Genomic DNA, 17,069 nt, shown 5'->3' with positions numbered 1-17,069 from the left:
GCAGCGGGTCCAGGGGCGAATTGCCTCAAACGGGGCTTTTTGCCTATCTCCGCAGCAACCCGCCCAGCGCACCGCGGACCAGGGTACGGCCAATCGAGCCACCGAGTTGACCGCCGACCGACTTGCCGAGGTTGGCGGCCATGCCCCCGATCACCTGGTTGGTCACCGACCGCGTCACGTCGCGCGCGATCACCTGGCCGGCCGACAAGCGGCCGCGCTTGACGTTGGTGCCGAAGATGGTGCCGACGATCGAGCCGATCTGGCCAAGGATACCGCCGCCGTTTCCGCCGGCTGAGCCGTCCGTCGTCGCCGCGGTGCCGGCGAGGCGCTTTTGCAGGATCTCATAGGCGGATTCGGAATCGATCGCGGTGTCATATTTGCCCTTCACCGGGCTTGCATCCATGATCGCCTTGCGCTCCTCCGGCGTGATCGGTCCGATGCGGGCCGACGGCGGCCGGATCATCACCCGCTCGACCATCGCCGGCGTGCCGTTGCCTTCGAGGAACGACACCAGCGCCTCGCCCTTGCCGAGCTCCATGATCACCTTGACGGTGTCGAGCTTGGGGTTGGGCCGGAAGGTCTGGGCTGCGGCGGCGACCGCCTTCTGGTCGCGCGGGGTGAAGGCGCGCAGCGCATGCTGCACCCGGTTGCCGAGCTGCCCGAGCACGCGGTCCGGCACGTCGACCGGATTCTGCGTCACGAAGTAGACACCGACGCCCTTGGAGCGGATCAAGCGGACCACCTGCTCGATCTTGTCCATCAGCGCCTTGGGCGCGTCGTTGAACAACAGATGCGCCTCGTCGAAGAAGAACACGAGCTTCGGCTTGGGCAGGTCGCCGACCTCGGGCAGCTCCTCGAACAGCTCCGACAACATCCACAGCAGGAATGTCGCGTAAAGCCGCGGGCTCTGGAGCAGCTTGTCGGCAACGAGGATGTTGACCATGCCGCGGCCGTCGCGGTCGGTCTTCATGAAGTCCTTCAGCGTCAGCGCCGGCTCGCCGAAGAATTTGGTGCCGCCCTGGTTCTCCAGCACCAGGAGCTGGCGCTGGATGGTGCCGACGGTGGCCTTGGTCACGTTGCCGAATCCCTGTGCGGCCTTGCGGATGGCGGAATACGGATCCTCCTCCGCGTCCGCCCCCTTCTTCCCGGTATCGGGCACGATGGCGTCGAGCAGCGCGCGCAGATCCTTCATATCGATGAGGGTCAGCCCGTTGTCGTCGGCGACGCGGAAGGCGACGTTGAGCACGCCCTCCTGCACATCGTTCAGGTCGAGCATGCGCGCAAGCAGAAGCGGCCCCATTTCAGTGACGGTCGCTCGCACCGGATGGCCCTGCTCGCCGAACACATCCCAGAACACCGTCGAGAACTGGTCGGGCTGGAACGTCAGCCCCATCGCGGAGGCGCGCTTGACGATGAAATCCTGGGGCACGCCGACCTCCGAGATGCCGGAGAGGTCGCCCTTGATGTCGGCTGCGAAGACCGGAACACCGGCGCGCGCAAATCCTTCCGCCATCACTTGCAGTGACACCGTCTTGCCGGTTCCGGTTGCACCCGTGACGAGGCCGTGGCGATTGGCGAGCGCCAGCGTCAGCCATGCCTGCTCGTCTCCCTTGCCGACCAAGATCTTGTCGTCGGTGTCGCCGAGCTTGCTGTCCTCTGCGGTCATTATTCTCTCTGATCTGTCTGCCGTGTTACGCGTATTGAAACTCAATGCGCCAGTTCCGTAGTTTAACGCATGTCGCGCGCCGATTAAAACCATTCGACGCCATCCGGACATGCGACATTGTCGGAAACGTCAGCCGAAAGTAGGAGCGAGGCGTTCGCACCGCGGTAATTTTTTGCCAATTCCGTCTCCGCTCGTGCATCGCTGCAACACTTTTCGCGCGTTCGGGAGTGAATCGGAACGTTGGTGGCGTTCATCGCTTGTATTTCACATCACACCGGCTCAAGATCATTTTCGAGAACAATACTCCGGCATGTGAACCGGCTGAGGGGCAGGCCATATGGACGAGCTGATCGGACGGCTGGCGACAAACGCCAGCATAGATAGTGCTGTCGCTGAAAAGACCGTCGGCATTATCCTGGGCTTCCTCCGCAACGAGGGTCCTTCCGACAGCGTGCAGGCTCTGATCGATCAGATTCCCGGTGCGGACGCCGCGATCGAAGCGTCCAGGAGCGGCGGCGGACTGTCGCGGCTGATGGGCGGCGGCCTGATGGCGGTCGGTACGCGCCTGATGGGCCTGGGACTTGGCATGTCCGAGATTCAAAACATCGCCCGTGAACTTTTCCGCTTCGGCCGAGACAAAATCGGAGCGGATCAGATGGGCAAGATCATTGCGGGGACGCCGGGCCTCAGCCAATTCGCCTGAAGCCACGCATTTCATATTGAGTATCATGACATATCCGATCTCCGAGATTGAGGGCCTGTCGGCCTTTGCCGCCAACAAGTTGAAGGCGCAGGGTATCCGCACGACCGACGCGCTGCTCGAGGCGGCCTCGACCGTGAAGGGCCGCAAGGCGCTCTCCGCCAAGACCGGCATCAGCGAGCAGCTGCTGCTGGAATGGGCCAACGTCTCCGACTACATGCGCATCCCCGGCATGGGCAGGGCCAAGGTCGGCCTGGTCCGCGCCGCCGGCGTCACCACCGTGCGCGAGCTGGCCTACCGGAATCCGGCGAGGCTCACCCAGAGCATGCGGGACGCCAACGAGAAGCGGAAGCTCCTCCGCATCCTGCCTTCCGAGAAGTCGGTCGGCGACATCATCGCCAAGGCGAAGAAGCTCGCGCCGAAGATCACGTATTAGGGCATCTCTCGCGGCATACGACCTGCAGCATTAGCCCTTGGTGTCATACCCCGCGAAGGCGGGGTATCAAGTACGCCGCGGCGCCTCCGCATCAGCACCGCCTCTGGAATGCTGGATTGCCCGCCTTCGCGGGCAATGACACGGAGAGCTGCGGGCTGGTGCACGTTGCAACCAATCCCGTCTTGACTCCCCCTCCCCGACCGCGCAAAGCCACGCGCATGAATGCCTCGCCCTCCCCATCCGTCCCGCCGGCCGGCTCGGCCGGGCTTGATGCGCTGCGGACGCTGCTGGGACGGCCTGTCCCGGCGGTGATGGGCGTGCTCAACGTCACCCCGGACTCCTTTTCCGACGGCGGCGAGTTCATCGCGCCGGAGCAGGCGCTGGCGCGCGCGCGGGCGATGATCGCCGATGGCGTCGACATCATCGATATCGGCGCCGAATCCACCAGGCCCTACACGGGCGCCAAGGCTGTCACGGCGGCGGACGAGCTGGCCCGGCTGAAGCCGGTGCTGGCAGGCGTGATCGCGCTCGGCGTGCCCGTGTCGATCGACAGCATGAAGGCGGAGGTCGTGGCGTTCGCGCTCGACCAGGGCGCCGCGATCGCCAACGACGTCTGGGGCCTGCAACGCGATGCCGCCATGGCGCCGCTGGTGGCCGAAAGAGGCGTCCCCGTCATCGTCATGCACAACCGTGACAGCGTCGATTCCGCCATCGACATCGTCGCGGACATGAAGACGTTCTTCCTGCGCTCGCTCGATATTGCCGCGAAGGCCGGCATCGCGCGCGAAAACATCGTGCTCGATCCCGGGATCGGCTTCGGCAAGACAGCCGAGCAGAGCATGATCGCGCTGTCGCGGCTGCGCGAGCTCGACATGTTCAGCCTGCCGGTCCTGGTCGGCGCCTCGCGCAAGCGCTTCATCGCCTCGGTGTCGCCGTCGGAGCCGAAAGACCGCCTCGCCGGCTCGATCGCCGCGCATCTGATCGCCGCGCAACGCGGTGCCAAAATCATCCGGACCCATGACGTCGCCGAGACCTTGCAGGCCCTGCGGGTCGCGCACGCAATCGAGAGCAAGCAATGACCGATACGATCTTCGTGACCGGCCTGTCGATCCATGCCCGCCACGGCGTGATGGATCATGAAACCGAAGTCGGCCAGCGCTTCGTCATCGACCTCGAACTCTATACCGACCTGTCGGAGCCTTCGCGCACCGACCGTCTCGCCGACACCGTGTCCTACGCCGAGGTCGTGGCGACCACGACGGCGGCGTTCAAGAACACCAATTACAAGCTGCTGGAGCGCGCGGCCGGCGCGGTCGCCGACGCCATCTTGTCGCACTTCCCGCGCATCCGCGCCGTGAAGATCACGGTGCACAAGCCGCATGCGCCGATCGCGGCGATCTTCGACGACGTCGGCATCATGCTGACGCGCTCGCGGCATCCCTGATGGCAAGCGTGCTGATCGCACTCGGCGGCAATGTCGGCGATGTCCGCACGACATTCCGCAAGGCGATCGCCCATATCTGCGGCATGGCGCAGGCCGCAATGATCGCGCGCTCCTCGGACTATGCGACGCCGCCCTGGGGTGACGAGGAGCAGGATCCCTTCATCAATGCCTGCGTCGAGATCGAGACCGACCTCGATCCGCACGCGCTGCTGTTCGTGATGCAGAAGGTCGAGCAGAAATTCGGCCGCACGCGAGAGAAAGACCGGCCCTGGGGCCCGCGCACGCTCGATCTCGACATGATCGCCTATGACGATGTGTCCTTGCAAAGGCCCGATCTGACCCTGCCGCATCCGCGCCTGTTCGAGCGTGCCTTCGTGCTGGTGCCGCTGGCGGAAATCGCGCCCGACCGCGTGATCTCAGGCATTCGCGTGCGTGACGGGCTTGCCAGCGTCTCGACGCAAGGCATTGAGCGGCTTCCGGATACCGGTTAACCAAAAACAACCGTTTGCAGGGACGGTCCGCCGTGGCAATTTCGCCTGCGAACAACAAGATTTTCGGGAGCCCCTCGCCGCATGACCTCCGTGACTGACGACCTGCCGCTGGCGGCGGATTTTCCCAGGGCGACCGTCGACGACTGGCGCAAGCTGGTCGATGGCGTGCTGAAGGGCGCGCCATTCGAAAAGCTGGTCGGCAAGACCTATGACGGTATCAAGATCGACCCGCTCTATCCGCGCGCCAAAGGCGTTGCGCCCGTCGTGGGACGGCCGGCGGCCGCGCCGTGGCAGATCATGCAGCGGATCGACCATCCCGATGCGGTGGCCGCGAACGCACAGGCGCTGACCGATCTCGAGAACGGCGCGACGGGGCTTGCGCTGGTGTTCGCCGGCGCCAATGGCGCTCACGGCTTCGGTCTGGAACCGACGGCGGATGCGGTCGCAAAGGTCTTGAAGGACATCCATCTCGACGCCGGCATCGGCATCGAGCTCGAGATTGGGCCGCAGTCGCGGATGGCGGCGATCCATGTCGCGGAATATGTGAAGAGCAACGGCCTCGATCCCGCGTCCTGCAACATCCGCTTCGGCCTCGATCCGCTCGCGGCTGGCGCGGTGTGGGGCCATAGCCCCTATACCTGGGACGAGATCGTTCCCGCGATCACCGGCGCGATCAAGGGACTCGCCGCGCTCGGTTTCAAGGGACCGTTCGCCTCCGCCGACGGACGCGTGATCCACGATGCCGGTGGCTCCGAGGTGCAGGAGCTTGCCTTCGTGCTCGCCTGCGGCGTCGCTTATCTGCGCGCGATCGAAGGCGCCGGCGTTCCGCTGGAAGCCGCACAGGGCATGGTCTATGCGCGGCTGTCCGCCGACGCCGACCAGTTCCTGACCATGGCGAAATTCCGCGCGCTGCGTCTGCTGTGGGCACGCATCGAGACGGCCTGCGGGCTGACGCCAAAACCGCTGTTCATCGCCGCCGACACGGCCTGGCGCATGCTGACGCAGCGCGACCCCTACGTGAACATGCTGCGCGCGACCATCGCGACGTTCGCCGCCGGGCTCGCCGGCGCCAACGCGATCACCGTGCTGCCGCATACGCTGGCGCTCGGCCTGCCCGATCCGTTCGCGCGGCGCGTGGCGCGCAACACGCAAGCCCTGCTGCTGGAAGAAAGCAACCTCGCCAAGGTCAGCGATCCCGCAGCCGGCGCCGGCGGCATCGAGACGCTGACCGCGCAGCTCTGTGACGCAGCCTGGGCCCTATTCCAGGAGAGCGAGAAGGCGGGCGGCGCCTTTGCCGCGCTCCAGCAAGGCGTGTTCCAGAGTAAGGTCGCAGCGGCCCGGAAAGCGCGTGACGCCAACATCGCAAAGCGCCGCGACGTTCTGACCGGCGCCAGCGAGTTTCCGAACCTGCATGAAAGCGAGACGGCGGTACTCAAGGCAACGCCTGTCGCGCTCGCGCCTTACGGCGAGCAGAAGTACAAGTTCGAGGCACTTCCGCCGATCCGGCTCGCGGAACCTTTCGAGGCGCTACGCGACAAATCCGATGCGGCTCTGAAGGCGCACGGCGCGCGGCCAAAATTGTTTTTGGCCAATCTCGGCACGCCAGCCGATTTCACGGCGCGCGCGACCTTTGCCAAGAGCTTCTTCGAGGCCGGCGGCATCGAGGCCCTCGACAGCGAGGGCTTTGCCGATCCGGCCAAGCTGGCGGCAGCGTTCAAGGCCTCCGGCGCCGAGCTTGCCTGTCTTTGTTCCAGCGACAAGGTCTATGCGGAACACGCCGAAGCTGCAGCGAAGGCCCTGCAAACGGCTGGCGGGCGACATATCTATCTGGCAGGCCGCCCGAGCGAGACCGAGGCGGCGCTGCGGGCCGCCGGCGTCACGGGTTTTGTCTTCGCCGGAGGCGATGCGCTTGCCACGCTGCAAGACGCCTATCGACGGATGGAACAGAAATGACCGAGCCAGGCAAACCAGTTCTCACCGGCGGCTGCCAATGCGGGGCCGTGCGCTTTGGCGTCACGACCGCGCCGACCAGGATTTCGATCTGCCACTGCCGCATGTGCCAGAAGGCGGCCGGCGCGCCCTTCGCCTCCTTTGCCGACATCACCAGGACGGACTTTGCCTGGACCAAGGGGCAGCCGTCGTTCTTCCGCTCCTCGTCGATCGCCGAGCGCGGCTTTTGCGCCGCCTGCGGCACGCCGCTGAGCTTCGGCCGTATCGACGGCGACCGGATCGAGATCATGACCGGCGCGTTCGACCGTCCTGACCAGATCATTCCGACGCGACAGTTCGGCACCGAATCCCGTCTCGGCTGGGTGGTCGGCATCGCCAATCTGCCGAGCCAGACCACGCAGCAGAATTACGGACCGGAGAAGATGGCGACCATCGTCAGCCATCAGCATCCGGATCATGATTGATGATTGGTTGAAACCATGAGCCGCATTCCCAATTTCGCCGACGTCGCCTTCGAGAGGGCAACCACCACCGCGCCGTCAGGCAGCGCAGAACCGTGGCTGACGCCCGAGGGCATTCTGGTGAAGCCCGCCTATGGCGAGGCTGACGTTGCCGGGCTCGATTTCCTCGAGACCTATCCGGGCATCGCGCCCTATTTGCGCGGCCCCTACCCGACCATGTATGTCAACCAGCCCTGGACCGTCAGGCAATATGCCGGCTTCTCCACGGCGGAGGATTCCAACGCGTTCTACCGCCGCAACCTCGCGGCCGGCCAGAAGGGCCTCTCGGTCGCGTTCGATCTCGCCACCCATCGCGGCTATGACAGCGACCATCCGCGCGTCGGCGGCGACGTCGGCATGGCCGGTGTGGCCATCGATTCCATCTACGACATGCGCACGCTGTTCGCTGGGATTCCGCTCGACCAGATGAGCGTGTCCATGACCATGAACGGTGCGGTGCTGCCGATCCTCGCGCTCTACGTCGCCGCTGCGGGCGAACAGGGCGTGGCACCGGAAAAGCTATCGGGCACCATTCAGAACGACATTCTGAAAGAGTTCATGGTGCGCAACACCTACATCTATCCGCCTGCGCCCTCGATGCGGATCATCTCCGACATCTTCGCCTACACCTCCTCGAAGATGCCCAAGTACAATTCGATCTCGATCTCCGGCTATCACATGCAGGAGGCCGGTGCGACGCAGGACCTCGAGCTCGCCTATACGCTCGCCGACGGCGTCGAATATCTTCGCGCCGGCCTTGCCGCCGGTCTCGACGTCGACCGCTTCGCGCCGCGCCTGTCGTTCTTCTGGGCGATCGGCATGAACTTCTTCATGGAAGTCGCCAAGCTGCGCGCCGCCCGCCTGCTCTGGGCAAAGCTCTTGAAGCCGTTCAACCCGAAAGACCCGCGCTCGCTCTCGCTGCGTACGCATAGCCAGACCTCAGGCTGGTCGCTGACCGCGCAGGATGTCTTCAACAACGTGATGCGCACCACGGTCGAGGCGATGGCGGCGACGCAGGGCCACACCCAGTCGCTGCACACCAACGCGCTCGACGAGGCGCTGGCGCTGCCGACCGATTTCTCGGCGCGGATCGCCCGCAACACCCAATTGTTCCTGCAGCAGGAGAGCGGCACCACCCGCATCATCGATCCCTGGGGCGGCTCGTATTATGTCGAGCGGCTCACGCGCGACCTCGCCGCAAAAGCCTGGAGCCACATCCAGGAGGTCGAGGAGCTTGGCGGCATGGCAAAGGCCATCGAAGCCGGCGTGCCGAAATTGCGCATCGAGGAGGCCTCGGCCAAGACCCAGGCCCGCATCGATGCCGGCAAGCAGGCAGTGATCGGGGTTAACAAGTACAAGCCGACGGACGAAGCCGCCATCGACATCCTCAAGGTCGACAACACCAACGTCCGGCGCTTGCAGATCGACAAGCTGACGCGGCTGAAATCCGAGCGCAACCAGAAGGACGTCGATGCCGCGCTCGCCGCGCTGACGCGCTCGGCCGGCGAAGGCAACGGCAATTTGCTCGCACTCGCAATCGACGCGGCACGCGCGAAAGCAACCGTCGGCGAAATTTCGGACGCGATGGAGAAGGTGTTCGGCCGGCATCGCGCCGAGATCAAGTCCATCACCGGCGTCTATAAGCGAGAGGCGTCCAGCATGGGCAACCAGGTCGAGAAGGTTCAGGCGCTGATCGACGCCTTCGAGGAAGCCGAGGGCCGACGCCCGCGCATCCTGGTCGCCAAGATCGGCCAGGACGGCCACGACCGCGGCCAGAAGGTGATCGCGTCGGCGTTTGCCGATATCGGCTTCGACGTCGACATCGGACCGCTGTTTGCGACCGCGGACGAAGCCGCGCGGCAGGCGGTCGAGAACGACGTGCACATCCTCGGCGTCTCCTCGCTCGCCGCTGCTCATCTCACGGCGGTGCCGGAATTGAAGGCCGCGCTGAAGAAGCAGGGCCGCGAGGACATCATGATCATCGTCGGCGGCGTGGTGCCGCCGCAGGATTACGACGCGCTCTACGCGGCCGGCGCCGAGGCGATCTTCCCGCCGGGCACCGTGATCGCGGATGCGGCCGAGGAGCTGATCCGCAAGCTGAATGCCCGGCTCGGCCATAGCGAGGCGGCGGAGTAGATGATAGACTGGCCGGGTAACCGGCCAGATTGTGTCCATGACACGTGACGAAATCATCGCGGCGATCCGCAAGAACGCGGATGCCATCAAGGGCAAGGGTGTGTCGAAGCTTGCCATCCTCGGCGCGCGGGCCGGCGAAGACTACCGCGCCGACAGCGACATCGACATTCTGGTCGAGGTCGAACCGGACACCACTTTCTCGCTACTCAACCTGATCGATGTCGAACACATCATCGAGGACGCGACCGGCTTGCAGACGCAAGCAACCGTTCGCCGCTCGATGTCCCCCCGCTTTGCGCCGCACAGCGCAGACGACATTGTCGAAATTTTCTGACGCTCACGCAGGAGCACCATCCTTGAAGTTCATGACCGGTTTGAGCGTCGCCCTGGCGCTGAGCGCAACATGCGTGTTTTCCGCCCTCGCCGCCGACCCCAAGCCCGATGCCGCCGTCAAGACCAGGAGCATCGACGCGCGAATCTTCCTCGACGACAGGATCAAGGCGGATACGGCGCTGGCCGCGGACTGCCTCACGGAAGGCAAGAAGTGGCTCGACAAGAACGCGACTGAAGCCGCCGCCTCGCGCAAGCAGGATCCGCAGTTCTTCAGGGATGGCGGCTGGGATTTTGAGCGCAAATACAGCATCCGTTCCGTCGTGGCCGACCGCTATGTCAGCGTCTTGCGCAACGACTACATGGACACCCATGGCGCCCATCCCAATTCGGACGTGAACACGATCCTGTGGGACAAGGCCGAGAGCAAGCGCATCTCGATCCGCCCGTTCTTCACCGAGACCGCCGATGGCGGACCCACCATGAAGGCATTAGTCAAAGCCGTGATCGCCTCGCTGAAAACCGAGAAGAAGAAGCGCGATACCAGCGAGACCGCGACCGACGAGTGGTTCAAGAGTGTGGAGCCGAGCCTACTCAAGATCGGCGCGGCGACGCTCGCGCCGTCGACCGAAGCGGGCAAGAGCTCCGGCCTCACCTTCCACTACCCGCCTTATGCGGTCGGGTCTTACGCCGAGGGCGAATATGTCGCCTTCGTGCCATGGGAAACCCTGAAGCCATTTCTCACAGCGGAAGGCACGCGCATCTTCGGCGGTGCACGACCGAAGGGTGACGCCGAGGAGGGGCAGTGACCCGTTGGTTGCTCACAGCGCATTGGTAGCGCTATCTTGCAGCGGCGCTGCAAAGCCGACTAGAATGCCGCCATTGACAAGAGCGCCCGACGACACGGGCGCCGCTGGGAGGCATTCATGTCCAAGATTTCGCGCCGCACCTTCGCGGCTTCGTCCGCCGCCGTTGCGGCATCCGCGGCATTCGGCTTCAAGCCGGCACTGGCGCAGGCCTATCCGGCGCGGCCGGTCACCGTGATCGTACCCTGGGGCGCGGGCGGCGGCACCGATGCGACCGCGCGCATTGTCGCAGCACTTCTGGAAAAGGATCTCGGCCAGCCCTTCAACGTGGTGAACCGGACCGGCGGCTCCGGCGTGGTGGGCCATACCGCAATCGCAACCGCGCAGCCCGACGGCTACACCATCGGCATGCTCACCGTCGAAATTTCGATGATGCACTGGCAGGGCCTGACCGACCTGACGCCAAAGAGCTACACCCCGCTCGCCTTGATGAACGAGGACCCGCCCGGCATCCAGGTCTCCTCGTCCTCGCCCTACAAGACGGTCAAGGAGCTCGCCGAGGCGATCAAGGCGGCACCTCCCGGCAAGTTCAAGGCCTCGGGCACCGGCCAGGGCGGCATCTGGCATCTGGCGCTGGTCGGCTGGATGCAGGCGATGGGCCTGCCCGCCAACCAGGTCGCCTGGGTGCCGTCGAACGGCGCAGCACCCGCGATGCAGGATCTCGCCGCCGGCGGCCTCGACCTCACCACCTGCTCGGTGCCGGAGGCGCGCGCCATCATCGAGGCCGGCAAGGCCAGGAGCCTTGCCATCATGGCACCGGCGCGCAACCCGATCTTCAAGGACGTGCCGACGCTGAAGGAGGCGATGGGCATCGACTACGCGACCGGCGCCTGGCGCGGCATCGGCGCGCCGAAGAACCTGCCGCCGGAGATCGCAACCAAGCTCACCGCCGCGCTGAAGAAGGTCTATGACTCCGCCGAGTTCAAGGACTTCATGAGCAATCGCGGCTTCGGCACGGTATGGGGCGATGCCGGCCAATTCGCCGGCTTCATGGACAAGGGCGACGCCCAGATGGGCGAAGCGATGAAGGCCGCAGGTTTGAGCAAGGCGTGATTGTTCACCTCTCCCCGCTTGCGGGGAGAGGTCGAATTCGAGCTTTGCTCGAATTCGGGTGAGGGGGACTCTCCGCGAGTCCAACTCTCACCGTCCCCGCGGAGACTCCCCCTCACCCCGACCCTCTCCCCGCAAGCGGGGCGAGGGAGAAGGACACCCACAGGACTCCCTCCCATGCGTCTTCCCGACTCCGTCACGGGATCGTTTCTCGTCGTGCTCGGCGCGGCCGCCGCCTATGGCGGCTGGTTGCTGCCGCCGGTGCCGGGGCAGCCGGTCGGGCCCAACGTATTTCCGCTCGTGATCGGCACGGGCCTTGCGCTGTGCGGGCTCGCGATCGTGTTCGGCATCGGGCATTCCTTCGAGGAGGAGGAAGAGCTGATCCCGCTGGAGGACGGCCAGGCGGCAGCGCCGCCGCCGCAGAGCAAGCTCTACGGCCTGCGCGCTTTGCTGCCGCCGGCGCTGCTGCTGTTCTACGTCGCGGCCGCCGACCGGCTCGGCTTCATCATCACCGCGGCGATCATGGTCTATGTCACCTCGACCGCGCTCGGGGCGAAGTGGAAGCTGGCGCTGCCGCTCGCGGCACTCTCGCCGTTCGCCATCCATCTCATCTTCGGCAAGCTGCTGCGCGTGCCGCTTCCTGCCGGCCTGCTGCCGACGCCCTGGTAATCCCATGCTCAAGACCCTCATCGAAGCCTTCGCGCTGATCTCCACCTGGGAGGTCATCATCGCGATGTTCGCAGCCTCCGTGTACGGGCTCGTGATCGGCTCGCTGCCGGGCCTGTCGGCAACGATGGCGACCGCCCTGCTCGTCCCCGTCACCTTCTACCTCTCCCCGATCGCGGCGATCGCGACCATCGTCGCGGCATCCTCGATGGCGATCTTCTCCGGCGACATTCCCGGCGCGCTGCTGCGCATTCCCGGCACGCCCGCCTCGGCCGCCTATGCGGACGAGGCCTATGCCATGACGCGCAAGGGCCAGGCTGAGCTCGCGTTAGGTGCCGGCGTCTGGTTCTCGGCGGTCGGCGGCATCGCCGGCGTGCTGTCGCTGATGATTTTGGCGCCGCCGCTCGCCGAGATCGCGCTGTCGTTCTCGACCTTCGAATATTTCTGGCTGGCGTTGCTCGGCCTGATGTGCGCCACCCTGGTCGCGCGGTCCTCGCCGGTGAAGGCGATCGCCGGCATGTTCCTCGGCCTGCTGGTCTCCTGCATCGGCATCGAGAATCCCGGCGGCGTGCCGCGCTTTACCTTTGGGATCACCGACCTGTTCGGTGGCATCGAGCCGATCCCGGCGCTGGTCGGCGTGTTCGCGGTGGCACAGGTGATGCGCGCGATGCTGACGCCGGAACCGCCACCGCTGCCGCGGCGGAAATTCGGAAGCATCATGGCCGGCCAGTGGAGGCTGACGAAGAAATATCACTGGCAGATGACGCGCGGGAACATCGTCGGCATCATCATCGGCGTGCTGCCCGGTGCCGGCGCCGACATGGCGGCCTGGGTCTCCTACGCGATGTCGAAGCGCTTCTCCAAGGAGCCGGAGAAGTTCGGCACTGGCCATGTCGAGGGCCTGGTCGAGGCCGGCGCCAGCAACAACGCCAGCATCGCCTCCGGCTGGGTGCCCTCGTTGCTGTTCGGCATCCCAGGCGACACCATCGCCGCGATCGCGATTGGCGTGCTCTACATGAAGGGCCTCAATCCCGGCCCGACGCTGTTCACGGAAAAAGCGTCGAGCATGTACGCGATCTACCTGATGTTCATCATCGCGAACATCCTGATGATCCCGCTCGGCATCGCCATGATCCGCGTCGCGGCCTACATCCTGCTGGCGCCGCGCTCCACCGTGATGCCGATCATCATGCTGTGCTGCGCGGTCGGCTCGTTCGCAATCGGCAACAACATGTTCGGCGTCGTCACCGTCGCCGCCTTCGGCGTGATCGGCTATGTCATGGAGGCCAACGGCTACCCCGTGGCCGCCATGGTGCTCGGCATCGTCATGGGCACCATGGTCGAGCAGGCTTTTGTCACGTCGCTGATCAAGTCGGACGGCAGCATTTTGCCGTTCTTCGAGCGCCCGGTCGCGGCGATCCTCGCGGCCATGGCGATCGGCGCCCTGCTCTGGCCGGTTATGGTGTGGGTCTGGCGCAAGGTGAAACCGGTGCAGACGGCGGCGGCAACGAGCAGGTGATATGGGGCGAGCGGCCCTCGCCTGCCTCCCCTCGGCGTTGTAAAGCAGGGCATGACTGAGAAGAAGGCCTCGCTCGACATCAAAACCCTCGCCCGTGACCTCCGCACCGGCAGCCGCGCGGCGCTGGCACGGGCGATCACGCTGGTAGAGAGCCGGCGCGGCGACCACCAGGCGCTGGCGCGCGAGCTGGTGCAGATGCTCCTGCCCGACACCGGCAAGGCATTTCGCGTCGGCATCACCGGCTCGCCCGGCGTCGGCAAGTCCACCACCATCGATGCGCTCGGGACGTATCTGATCGAGCAGGGCCACAAGGTCGCGGTGCTCGCGGTCGACCCGTCCTCGGCACGCAGCGGCGGTTCGATCCTCGGCGACAAGACGCGGATGGCGCAGCTCGCGGCCTCGGACGATGCCTTCATCCGGCCCTCGCCGTCCTCGGGCACGCTCGGCGGCGTCGCAGCCAAGACGCGCGAGGCGATGCTGCTCTGCGAGGCGGCCGGCTTCGGCGTCGTGCTGGTCGAGACCGTCGGCATCGGCCAGTCCGAGACCGCGGTCTGCGACATGACCGATTTCTTTCTCGCACTGATGCTGCCGGGCGGCGGCGACGAGCTCCAGGGCATCAAGAAGGGCCTGGTCGAGCTCGCCGACATGATCGCGATCAACAAGGCGGACGGCGACAATCTCAAGCGCGCAAAAATCACCGCCGCCGACTATCGCGGCGCGCTGCATATTCTCAGCCCCCGGTCCGAACATTGGCATCCGCCGGTGGAGACGTATTCGGCGCTGACCGGCGACGGCATCGCAAAGATCTGGCAAAAAGTCCTGGATCACCGCAAGGCGATGAACGCATCCGGCGAATTCGCCGCGCGGCGGCGCGAGCAGCAGGTGAAATGGATGTGGTCGATGCTGGAGCAGCGCATGCTGGCGCGGCTGCGCAGCGAGGCGTCCGTGCGGACCAAGGTCCGCAAGATCGAGGCCGACGTTGCCGACGGCCATCTCACGCCGGCCCTCGCCGCCGAGCAGATTTTGGAGTTGCTGAAATGAGCGACAAGCTCCGCATTCTCCTCGCCGGCTTCGGCCCCTTTCCCGGCGCGCCGTATAACCCGACCCAGCCGCTGGTCGCGCGGCTCGCGCATCTGCGCCGTCCGGCGCTCGACGATGTCGCGCTGTCGAGCCACATTTTTCCGGTCACCTACGCCGCGGTCGACCGGCAATTGCCCGACGTGCTCGCGAAGGTGAAACCGGACGCGCTGCTGATGTTCGGCCTCGCCGCGGGCACACCTTACCTGCGCATCGAGACCCGCGCCCGCAACGCCGTCACCATGCTGTGGCCCGATGCCGCCAACACCCGCTCGAGCAAGCGCGGCATCGCCGCCAAGGCGGACGCGATGCAGTTCGGCCCGCACACGGCAAGGCTGCTGCGCGCCGCGCGCCTCACCGGCCTCGATGCGCGCTCTTCGCGCGATGCCGGTGCCTATCTCTGCAATTATCTGAGCTGGCGCGCGATCGAGAATGTCAGGGCGGGCGGGCCACAGCTTGCCGCATTCATTCACATTCCCCTGCTGGCACGCAGCGGCGCGGTGCGCCGCAAGGGCGCGCCGCGGATCACGCTAGAGGAGCTGGTGGACGCGGGGGAAGCAATGCTGATGGAGATGGTGGGGCTGGCGCGGAAGCGGCGGAGCACACCGGCTTCGTAGGGTGGATTAGCGAAGCGTAATCCACCTCTTCAGTTTCCACAGGCTCCGTAGTCGCGGTGAGATGGTGGGTTACGCCTTCGGCTAACCCACCCTACGGCACCGCCTTTGCGGTAAACATTTAACCCTACCGCGAACAATCCCCGCGGGCCCGGCCGCCCTGCGCTACCTAGTCCCCCGCGGACCCCCGCGTCCGCTAGAGGACGCATCATGGACCTCAATCGCCGCCATCTCATCGGAGCTTCGACAGCCGGCATCGCCGGCGCGCTCGCCATGCCGGTTGACGCCGCACGCGCGGCACCGCTGACGTCCCTGCTCGGCCGCGATGCGACCCAATACGGCGTGCGGCCCGGCAGCAGCGAGGATCAGACCCGCGCGCTGCAGCGCGCCATCGACGAGGCCGCGCGGGTGCAAATGCCGCTCGCCTTGCCACCCGGCATCTACCGCAGCGGCTTGCTGCGCCTGCCGAACGGCACGCAACTGATCGGCGTGCGCGGCGCGACCAAATTCGCCTTCACCGGTGGAGCATCGGCGATCCAGTGTGAAGGTTCGGACTCGATCGGCATTTCCGGCATCACCTTCGACGGTGGAAATATCCCACTGCCGACCCGGCGCGGATTGATCCACGTGCTCGGCGGGCGCGACGTCCGCATCACCGATTGCGAGATCACCCGCTCCGGCGGCAGCGGCATCTGGCTCGAGCAGGTGTCAGGCGATATCTCCGGCAATGTCTTCACCGACATCGCGGTGACGGCGGTGGTCTCGTTCGACGCCAGAGGCCTCAGCGTGTCGCGCAACACCATCACCGGCACCAACGACAACGGCATCGAGATCCTGCGCACCGCGATCGGCGACGACGGCACGCTGGTCGCCGATAACCGCATCGAGGACATCAAGGCCGGCCCCGGCGGCTCCGGCCAGTACGGCAACGCCATCAACGCCTTCCGCGCCGGCAATGTCATCGTGCGCGGCAATCGCATCAGGAACTGCGACTACTCCGCGGTGCGCGGCAATTCCGCTTCCAACATCCACATATCAGGCAACAGCGTCAGCGACGTGCGCGAGGTCGCGCTCTATTCCGAGTTCGCATTCGAGGCCGCGGTGATCGCCAACAACATTGTCGATGGCGCCGCCGTCGGCGTCTCCGTCTGCAATTTCAACGAGGGCGGCCGCATCGCGGTGGTCCAGGGCAACATCATCCGCAATTTGATCCCCAAGCGGCCGATCGGCACCGCGCCTGATGACGATGCCGGCGTCGGCATCTACATCGAGGCGGATTCTTCTGTGACCGGCAACGTGATCGAGAACGCGCCGTCCTATGGCGTCGTCGCCGGCTGGGGCAAATATCTGCGCGACGTCGCGATCACCGGCAACGTGATCCGCAAGGCTCTGGCCGGCGTCGGCGTCTCCGTGGTGCCCGGAGCCGGCACCGCGCTCGTCAACAACAACATGATCTCGGAGACCCCGCGTGGCGCCGTGGTCGGGCTCGATCACGCCCGCGCGGTGACATCCGACTTGTCGGCGGACGGTGCGCAGCGGTTCGCGCAGGTGATGGTCGGGGGCAACGCGGTGCGGCGGTAAGACACACTCGGTGTCGTCCTGGACAAGCGAAGCGCAGATCCAG

At 65.7% G+C, this 17,069-nt stretch carries 17 protein-coding genes; 16 read left to right on the top strand and 1 reads right to left on the bottom strand.

Annotated features, from left to right (window positions below; all coding sequences use genetic code 11):
• Positions 1–43 precede the first annotated feature (43 nt).
• Positions 44–1,666 (bottom strand): helicase HerA-like domain-containing protein, encoded by a 1,623-nt coding sequence (locus tag RAD15_RS30925; protein ID WP_458182108.1) that lies wholly within the window; start codon positions 1,664–1,666, stop codon positions 44–46.
• A 337-nt stretch (positions 1,667–2,003) separates the two neighbouring features.
• Here RAD15_RS30925 and RAD15_RS30920 point away from each other — a divergent pair, with 337 nt between their 5' ends.
• From RAD15_RS30920 to RAD15_RS30845, 16 genes are all read left to right on the top strand, one after another.
• A complete protein-coding gene (locus RAD15_RS30920) occupies positions 2,004–2,369 on the top strand; it encodes a DUF2267 domain-containing protein (protein WP_458182107.1) in 366 nt (121 codons plus the stop codon).
• Between the two features lie 25 nt (positions 2,370–2,394).
• The gene (locus RAD15_RS30915; RefSeq protein WP_458182105.1) at positions 2,395–2,802 is read left to right on the top strand and encodes a DUF4332 domain-containing protein; all 408 of its coding nucleotides are present in this window, start codon (positions 2,395–2,397) and stop codon (positions 2,800–2,802) included.
• 218 nt (positions 2,803–3,020) lie between these two features.
• Positions 3,021–3,881, top strand: a complete 861-nt coding sequence (folP, locus tag RAD15_RS30910; RefSeq protein WP_458182103.1) for a dihydropteroate synthase — start codon at positions 3,021–3,023, stop codon at positions 3,879–3,881.
• Entirely contained in the window at positions 3,878–4,246 is a 369-nt protein-coding gene (folB, locus tag RAD15_RS30905; protein WP_027544155.1) for a dihydroneopterin aldolase, read from the top strand. Before folP ends, folB begins: the two co-directional genes overlap by 4 nt.
• Entirely contained in the window at positions 4,246–4,737 is a 492-nt protein-coding gene (gene folK / locus RAD15_RS30900; RefSeq protein WP_458182100.1) for a 2-amino-4-hydroxy-6-hydroxymethyldihydropteridine diphosphokinase, read from the top strand. The genes folB and folK overlap by 1 nt, the downstream gene beginning before the upstream one ends.
• A gap of 81 nt (positions 4,738–4,818) precedes the next feature.
• A complete protein-coding gene (locus tag RAD15_RS30895) occupies positions 4,819–6,690 on the top strand; it encodes a methylmalonyl-CoA mutase family protein (protein WP_458182098.1) in 1,872 nt (623 codons plus the stop codon).
• The gene (locus RAD15_RS30890; RefSeq protein WP_458182097.1) at positions 6,687–7,151 is read left to right on the top strand and encodes a GFA family protein; all 465 of its coding nucleotides are present in this window, start codon (positions 6,687–6,689) and stop codon (positions 7,149–7,151) included. The genes RAD15_RS30895 and RAD15_RS30890 overlap by 4 nt, the downstream gene beginning before the upstream one ends.
• 15 nt (positions 7,152–7,166) lie before the next feature.
• Entirely contained in the window at positions 7,167–9,323 is a 2,157-nt protein-coding gene (scpA, locus tag RAD15_RS30885) for a methylmalonyl-CoA mutase (protein WP_458182096.1), read from the top strand.
• A gap of 37 nt (positions 9,324–9,360) precedes the next feature.
• Complete coding sequence (locus RAD15_RS30880) at positions 9,361–9,657, top strand: nucleotidyltransferase family protein (protein WP_458182094.1); 297 nt, start codon at positions 9,361–9,363, stop codon at positions 9,655–9,657.
• Between the two features lie 31 nt (positions 9,658–9,688).
• The gene (locus RAD15_RS30875) at positions 9,689–10,462 is read left to right on the top strand and encodes an RsiV family protein (RefSeq protein ID WP_458182243.1); all 774 of its coding nucleotides are present in this window, start codon (positions 9,689–9,691) and stop codon (positions 10,460–10,462) included.
• A gap of 117 nt (positions 10,463–10,579) precedes the next feature.
• Positions 10,580–11,572: a tripartite tricarboxylate transporter substrate binding protein gene (locus RAD15_RS30870; protein WP_458182092.1), complete on the top strand. Its 993-nt coding sequence runs from the start codon at positions 10,580–10,582 to the stop codon at positions 11,570–11,572.
• A gap of 174 nt (positions 11,573–11,746) precedes the next feature.
• The gene (locus RAD15_RS30865; RefSeq protein WP_458182091.1) at positions 11,747–12,238 is read left to right on the top strand and encodes a tripartite tricarboxylate transporter TctB family protein; all 492 of its coding nucleotides are present in this window, start codon (positions 11,747–11,749) and stop codon (positions 12,236–12,238) included.
• Positions 12,239–12,242: 4 nt separating this feature from the next.
• The gene (locus tag RAD15_RS30860; protein ID WP_458182089.1) at positions 12,243–13,754 is read left to right on the top strand and encodes a tripartite tricarboxylate transporter permease; all 1,512 of its coding nucleotides are present in this window, start codon (positions 12,243–12,245) and stop codon (positions 13,752–13,754) included.
• 51 nt (positions 13,755–13,805) lie between these two features.
• Entirely contained in the window at positions 13,806–14,795 is a 990-nt protein-coding gene (meaB, locus tag RAD15_RS30855) for a methylmalonyl Co-A mutase-associated GTPase MeaB (RefSeq protein WP_458182088.1), read from the top strand.
• On the top strand, positions 14,792–15,448 hold the full coding sequence (locus RAD15_RS30850; protein ID WP_458182086.1) for a pyroglutamyl-peptidase I family protein: 657 nt from the start codon (positions 14,792–14,794) through the stop codon (positions 15,446–15,448). Before meaB ends, RAD15_RS30850 begins: the two co-directional genes overlap by 4 nt.
• Positions 15,449–15,655: 207 nt before the next feature.
• Positions 15,656–17,026, top strand: coding sequence for a TIGR03808 family TAT-translocated repetitive protein (locus tag RAD15_RS30845; RefSeq protein ID WP_458182085.1), 1,371 nt, complete (start codon positions 15,656–15,658; stop codon positions 17,024–17,026).
• Positions 17,027–17,069: the final 43 nt, after the last annotated feature.

This window comes from Bradyrhizobium sp. 14AA, from assembly GCF_054185205.1.
This window is presented reverse-complemented; position numbering and strand designations above follow the sequence as displayed.

Coding starts and splice junctions, on each gene's coding strand:
- RAD15_RS30925 (WP_458182108.1), bottom strand. CDS start 1,666: ATGACCGCAGAGGACAGCAAGCTCGGCGACACCGACGACAAGATCTTG.
- RAD15_RS30920 (WP_458182107.1), top strand. CDS start 2,004: ATGGACGAGCTGATCGGACGGCTGGCGACAAACGCCAGCATAGATAGT.
- RAD15_RS30915 (WP_458182105.1), top strand. CDS start 2,395: ATGACATATCCGATCTCCGAGATTGAGGGCCTGTCGGCCTTTGCCGCC.
- folP (WP_458182103.1), top strand. CDS start 3,021: ATGAATGCCTCGCCCTCCCCATCCGTCCCGCCGGCCGGCTCGGCCGGG.
- folB (WP_027544155.1), top strand. CDS start 3,878: ATGACCGATACGATCTTCGTGACCGGCCTGTCGATCCATGCCCGCCAC.
- folK (WP_458182100.1), top strand. CDS start 4,246: ATGGCAAGCGTGCTGATCGCACTCGGCGGCAATGTCGGCGATGTCCGC.
- RAD15_RS30895 (WP_458182098.1), top strand. CDS start 4,819: ATGACCTCCGTGACTGACGACCTGCCGCTGGCGGCGGATTTTCCCAGG.
- RAD15_RS30890 (WP_458182097.1), top strand. CDS start 6,687: ATGACCGAGCCAGGCAAACCAGTTCTCACCGGCGGCTGCCAATGCGGG.
- scpA (WP_458182096.1), top strand. CDS start 7,167: ATGAGCCGCATTCCCAATTTCGCCGACGTCGCCTTCGAGAGGGCAACC.
- RAD15_RS30880 (WP_458182094.1), top strand. CDS start 9,361: ATGACACGTGACGAAATCATCGCGGCGATCCGCAAGAACGCGGATGCC.
- RAD15_RS30875 (WP_458182243.1), top strand. CDS start 9,689: ATGACCGGTTTGAGCGTCGCCCTGGCGCTGAGCGCAACATGCGTGTTT.
- RAD15_RS30870 (WP_458182092.1), top strand. CDS start 10,580: ATGTCCAAGATTTCGCGCCGCACCTTCGCGGCTTCGTCCGCCGCCGTT.
- RAD15_RS30865 (WP_458182091.1), top strand. CDS start 11,747: ATGCGTCTTCCCGACTCCGTCACGGGATCGTTTCTCGTCGTGCTCGGC.
- RAD15_RS30860 (WP_458182089.1), top strand. CDS start 12,243: ATGCTCAAGACCCTCATCGAAGCCTTCGCGCTGATCTCCACCTGGGAG.
- meaB (WP_458182088.1), top strand. CDS start 13,806: ATGACTGAGAAGAAGGCCTCGCTCGACATCAAAACCCTCGCCCGTGAC.
- RAD15_RS30850 (WP_458182086.1), top strand. CDS start 14,792: ATGAGCGACAAGCTCCGCATTCTCCTCGCCGGCTTCGGCCCCTTTCCC.
- RAD15_RS30845 (WP_458182085.1), top strand. CDS start 15,656: ATGGACCTCAATCGCCGCCATCTCATCGGAGCTTCGACAGCCGGCATC.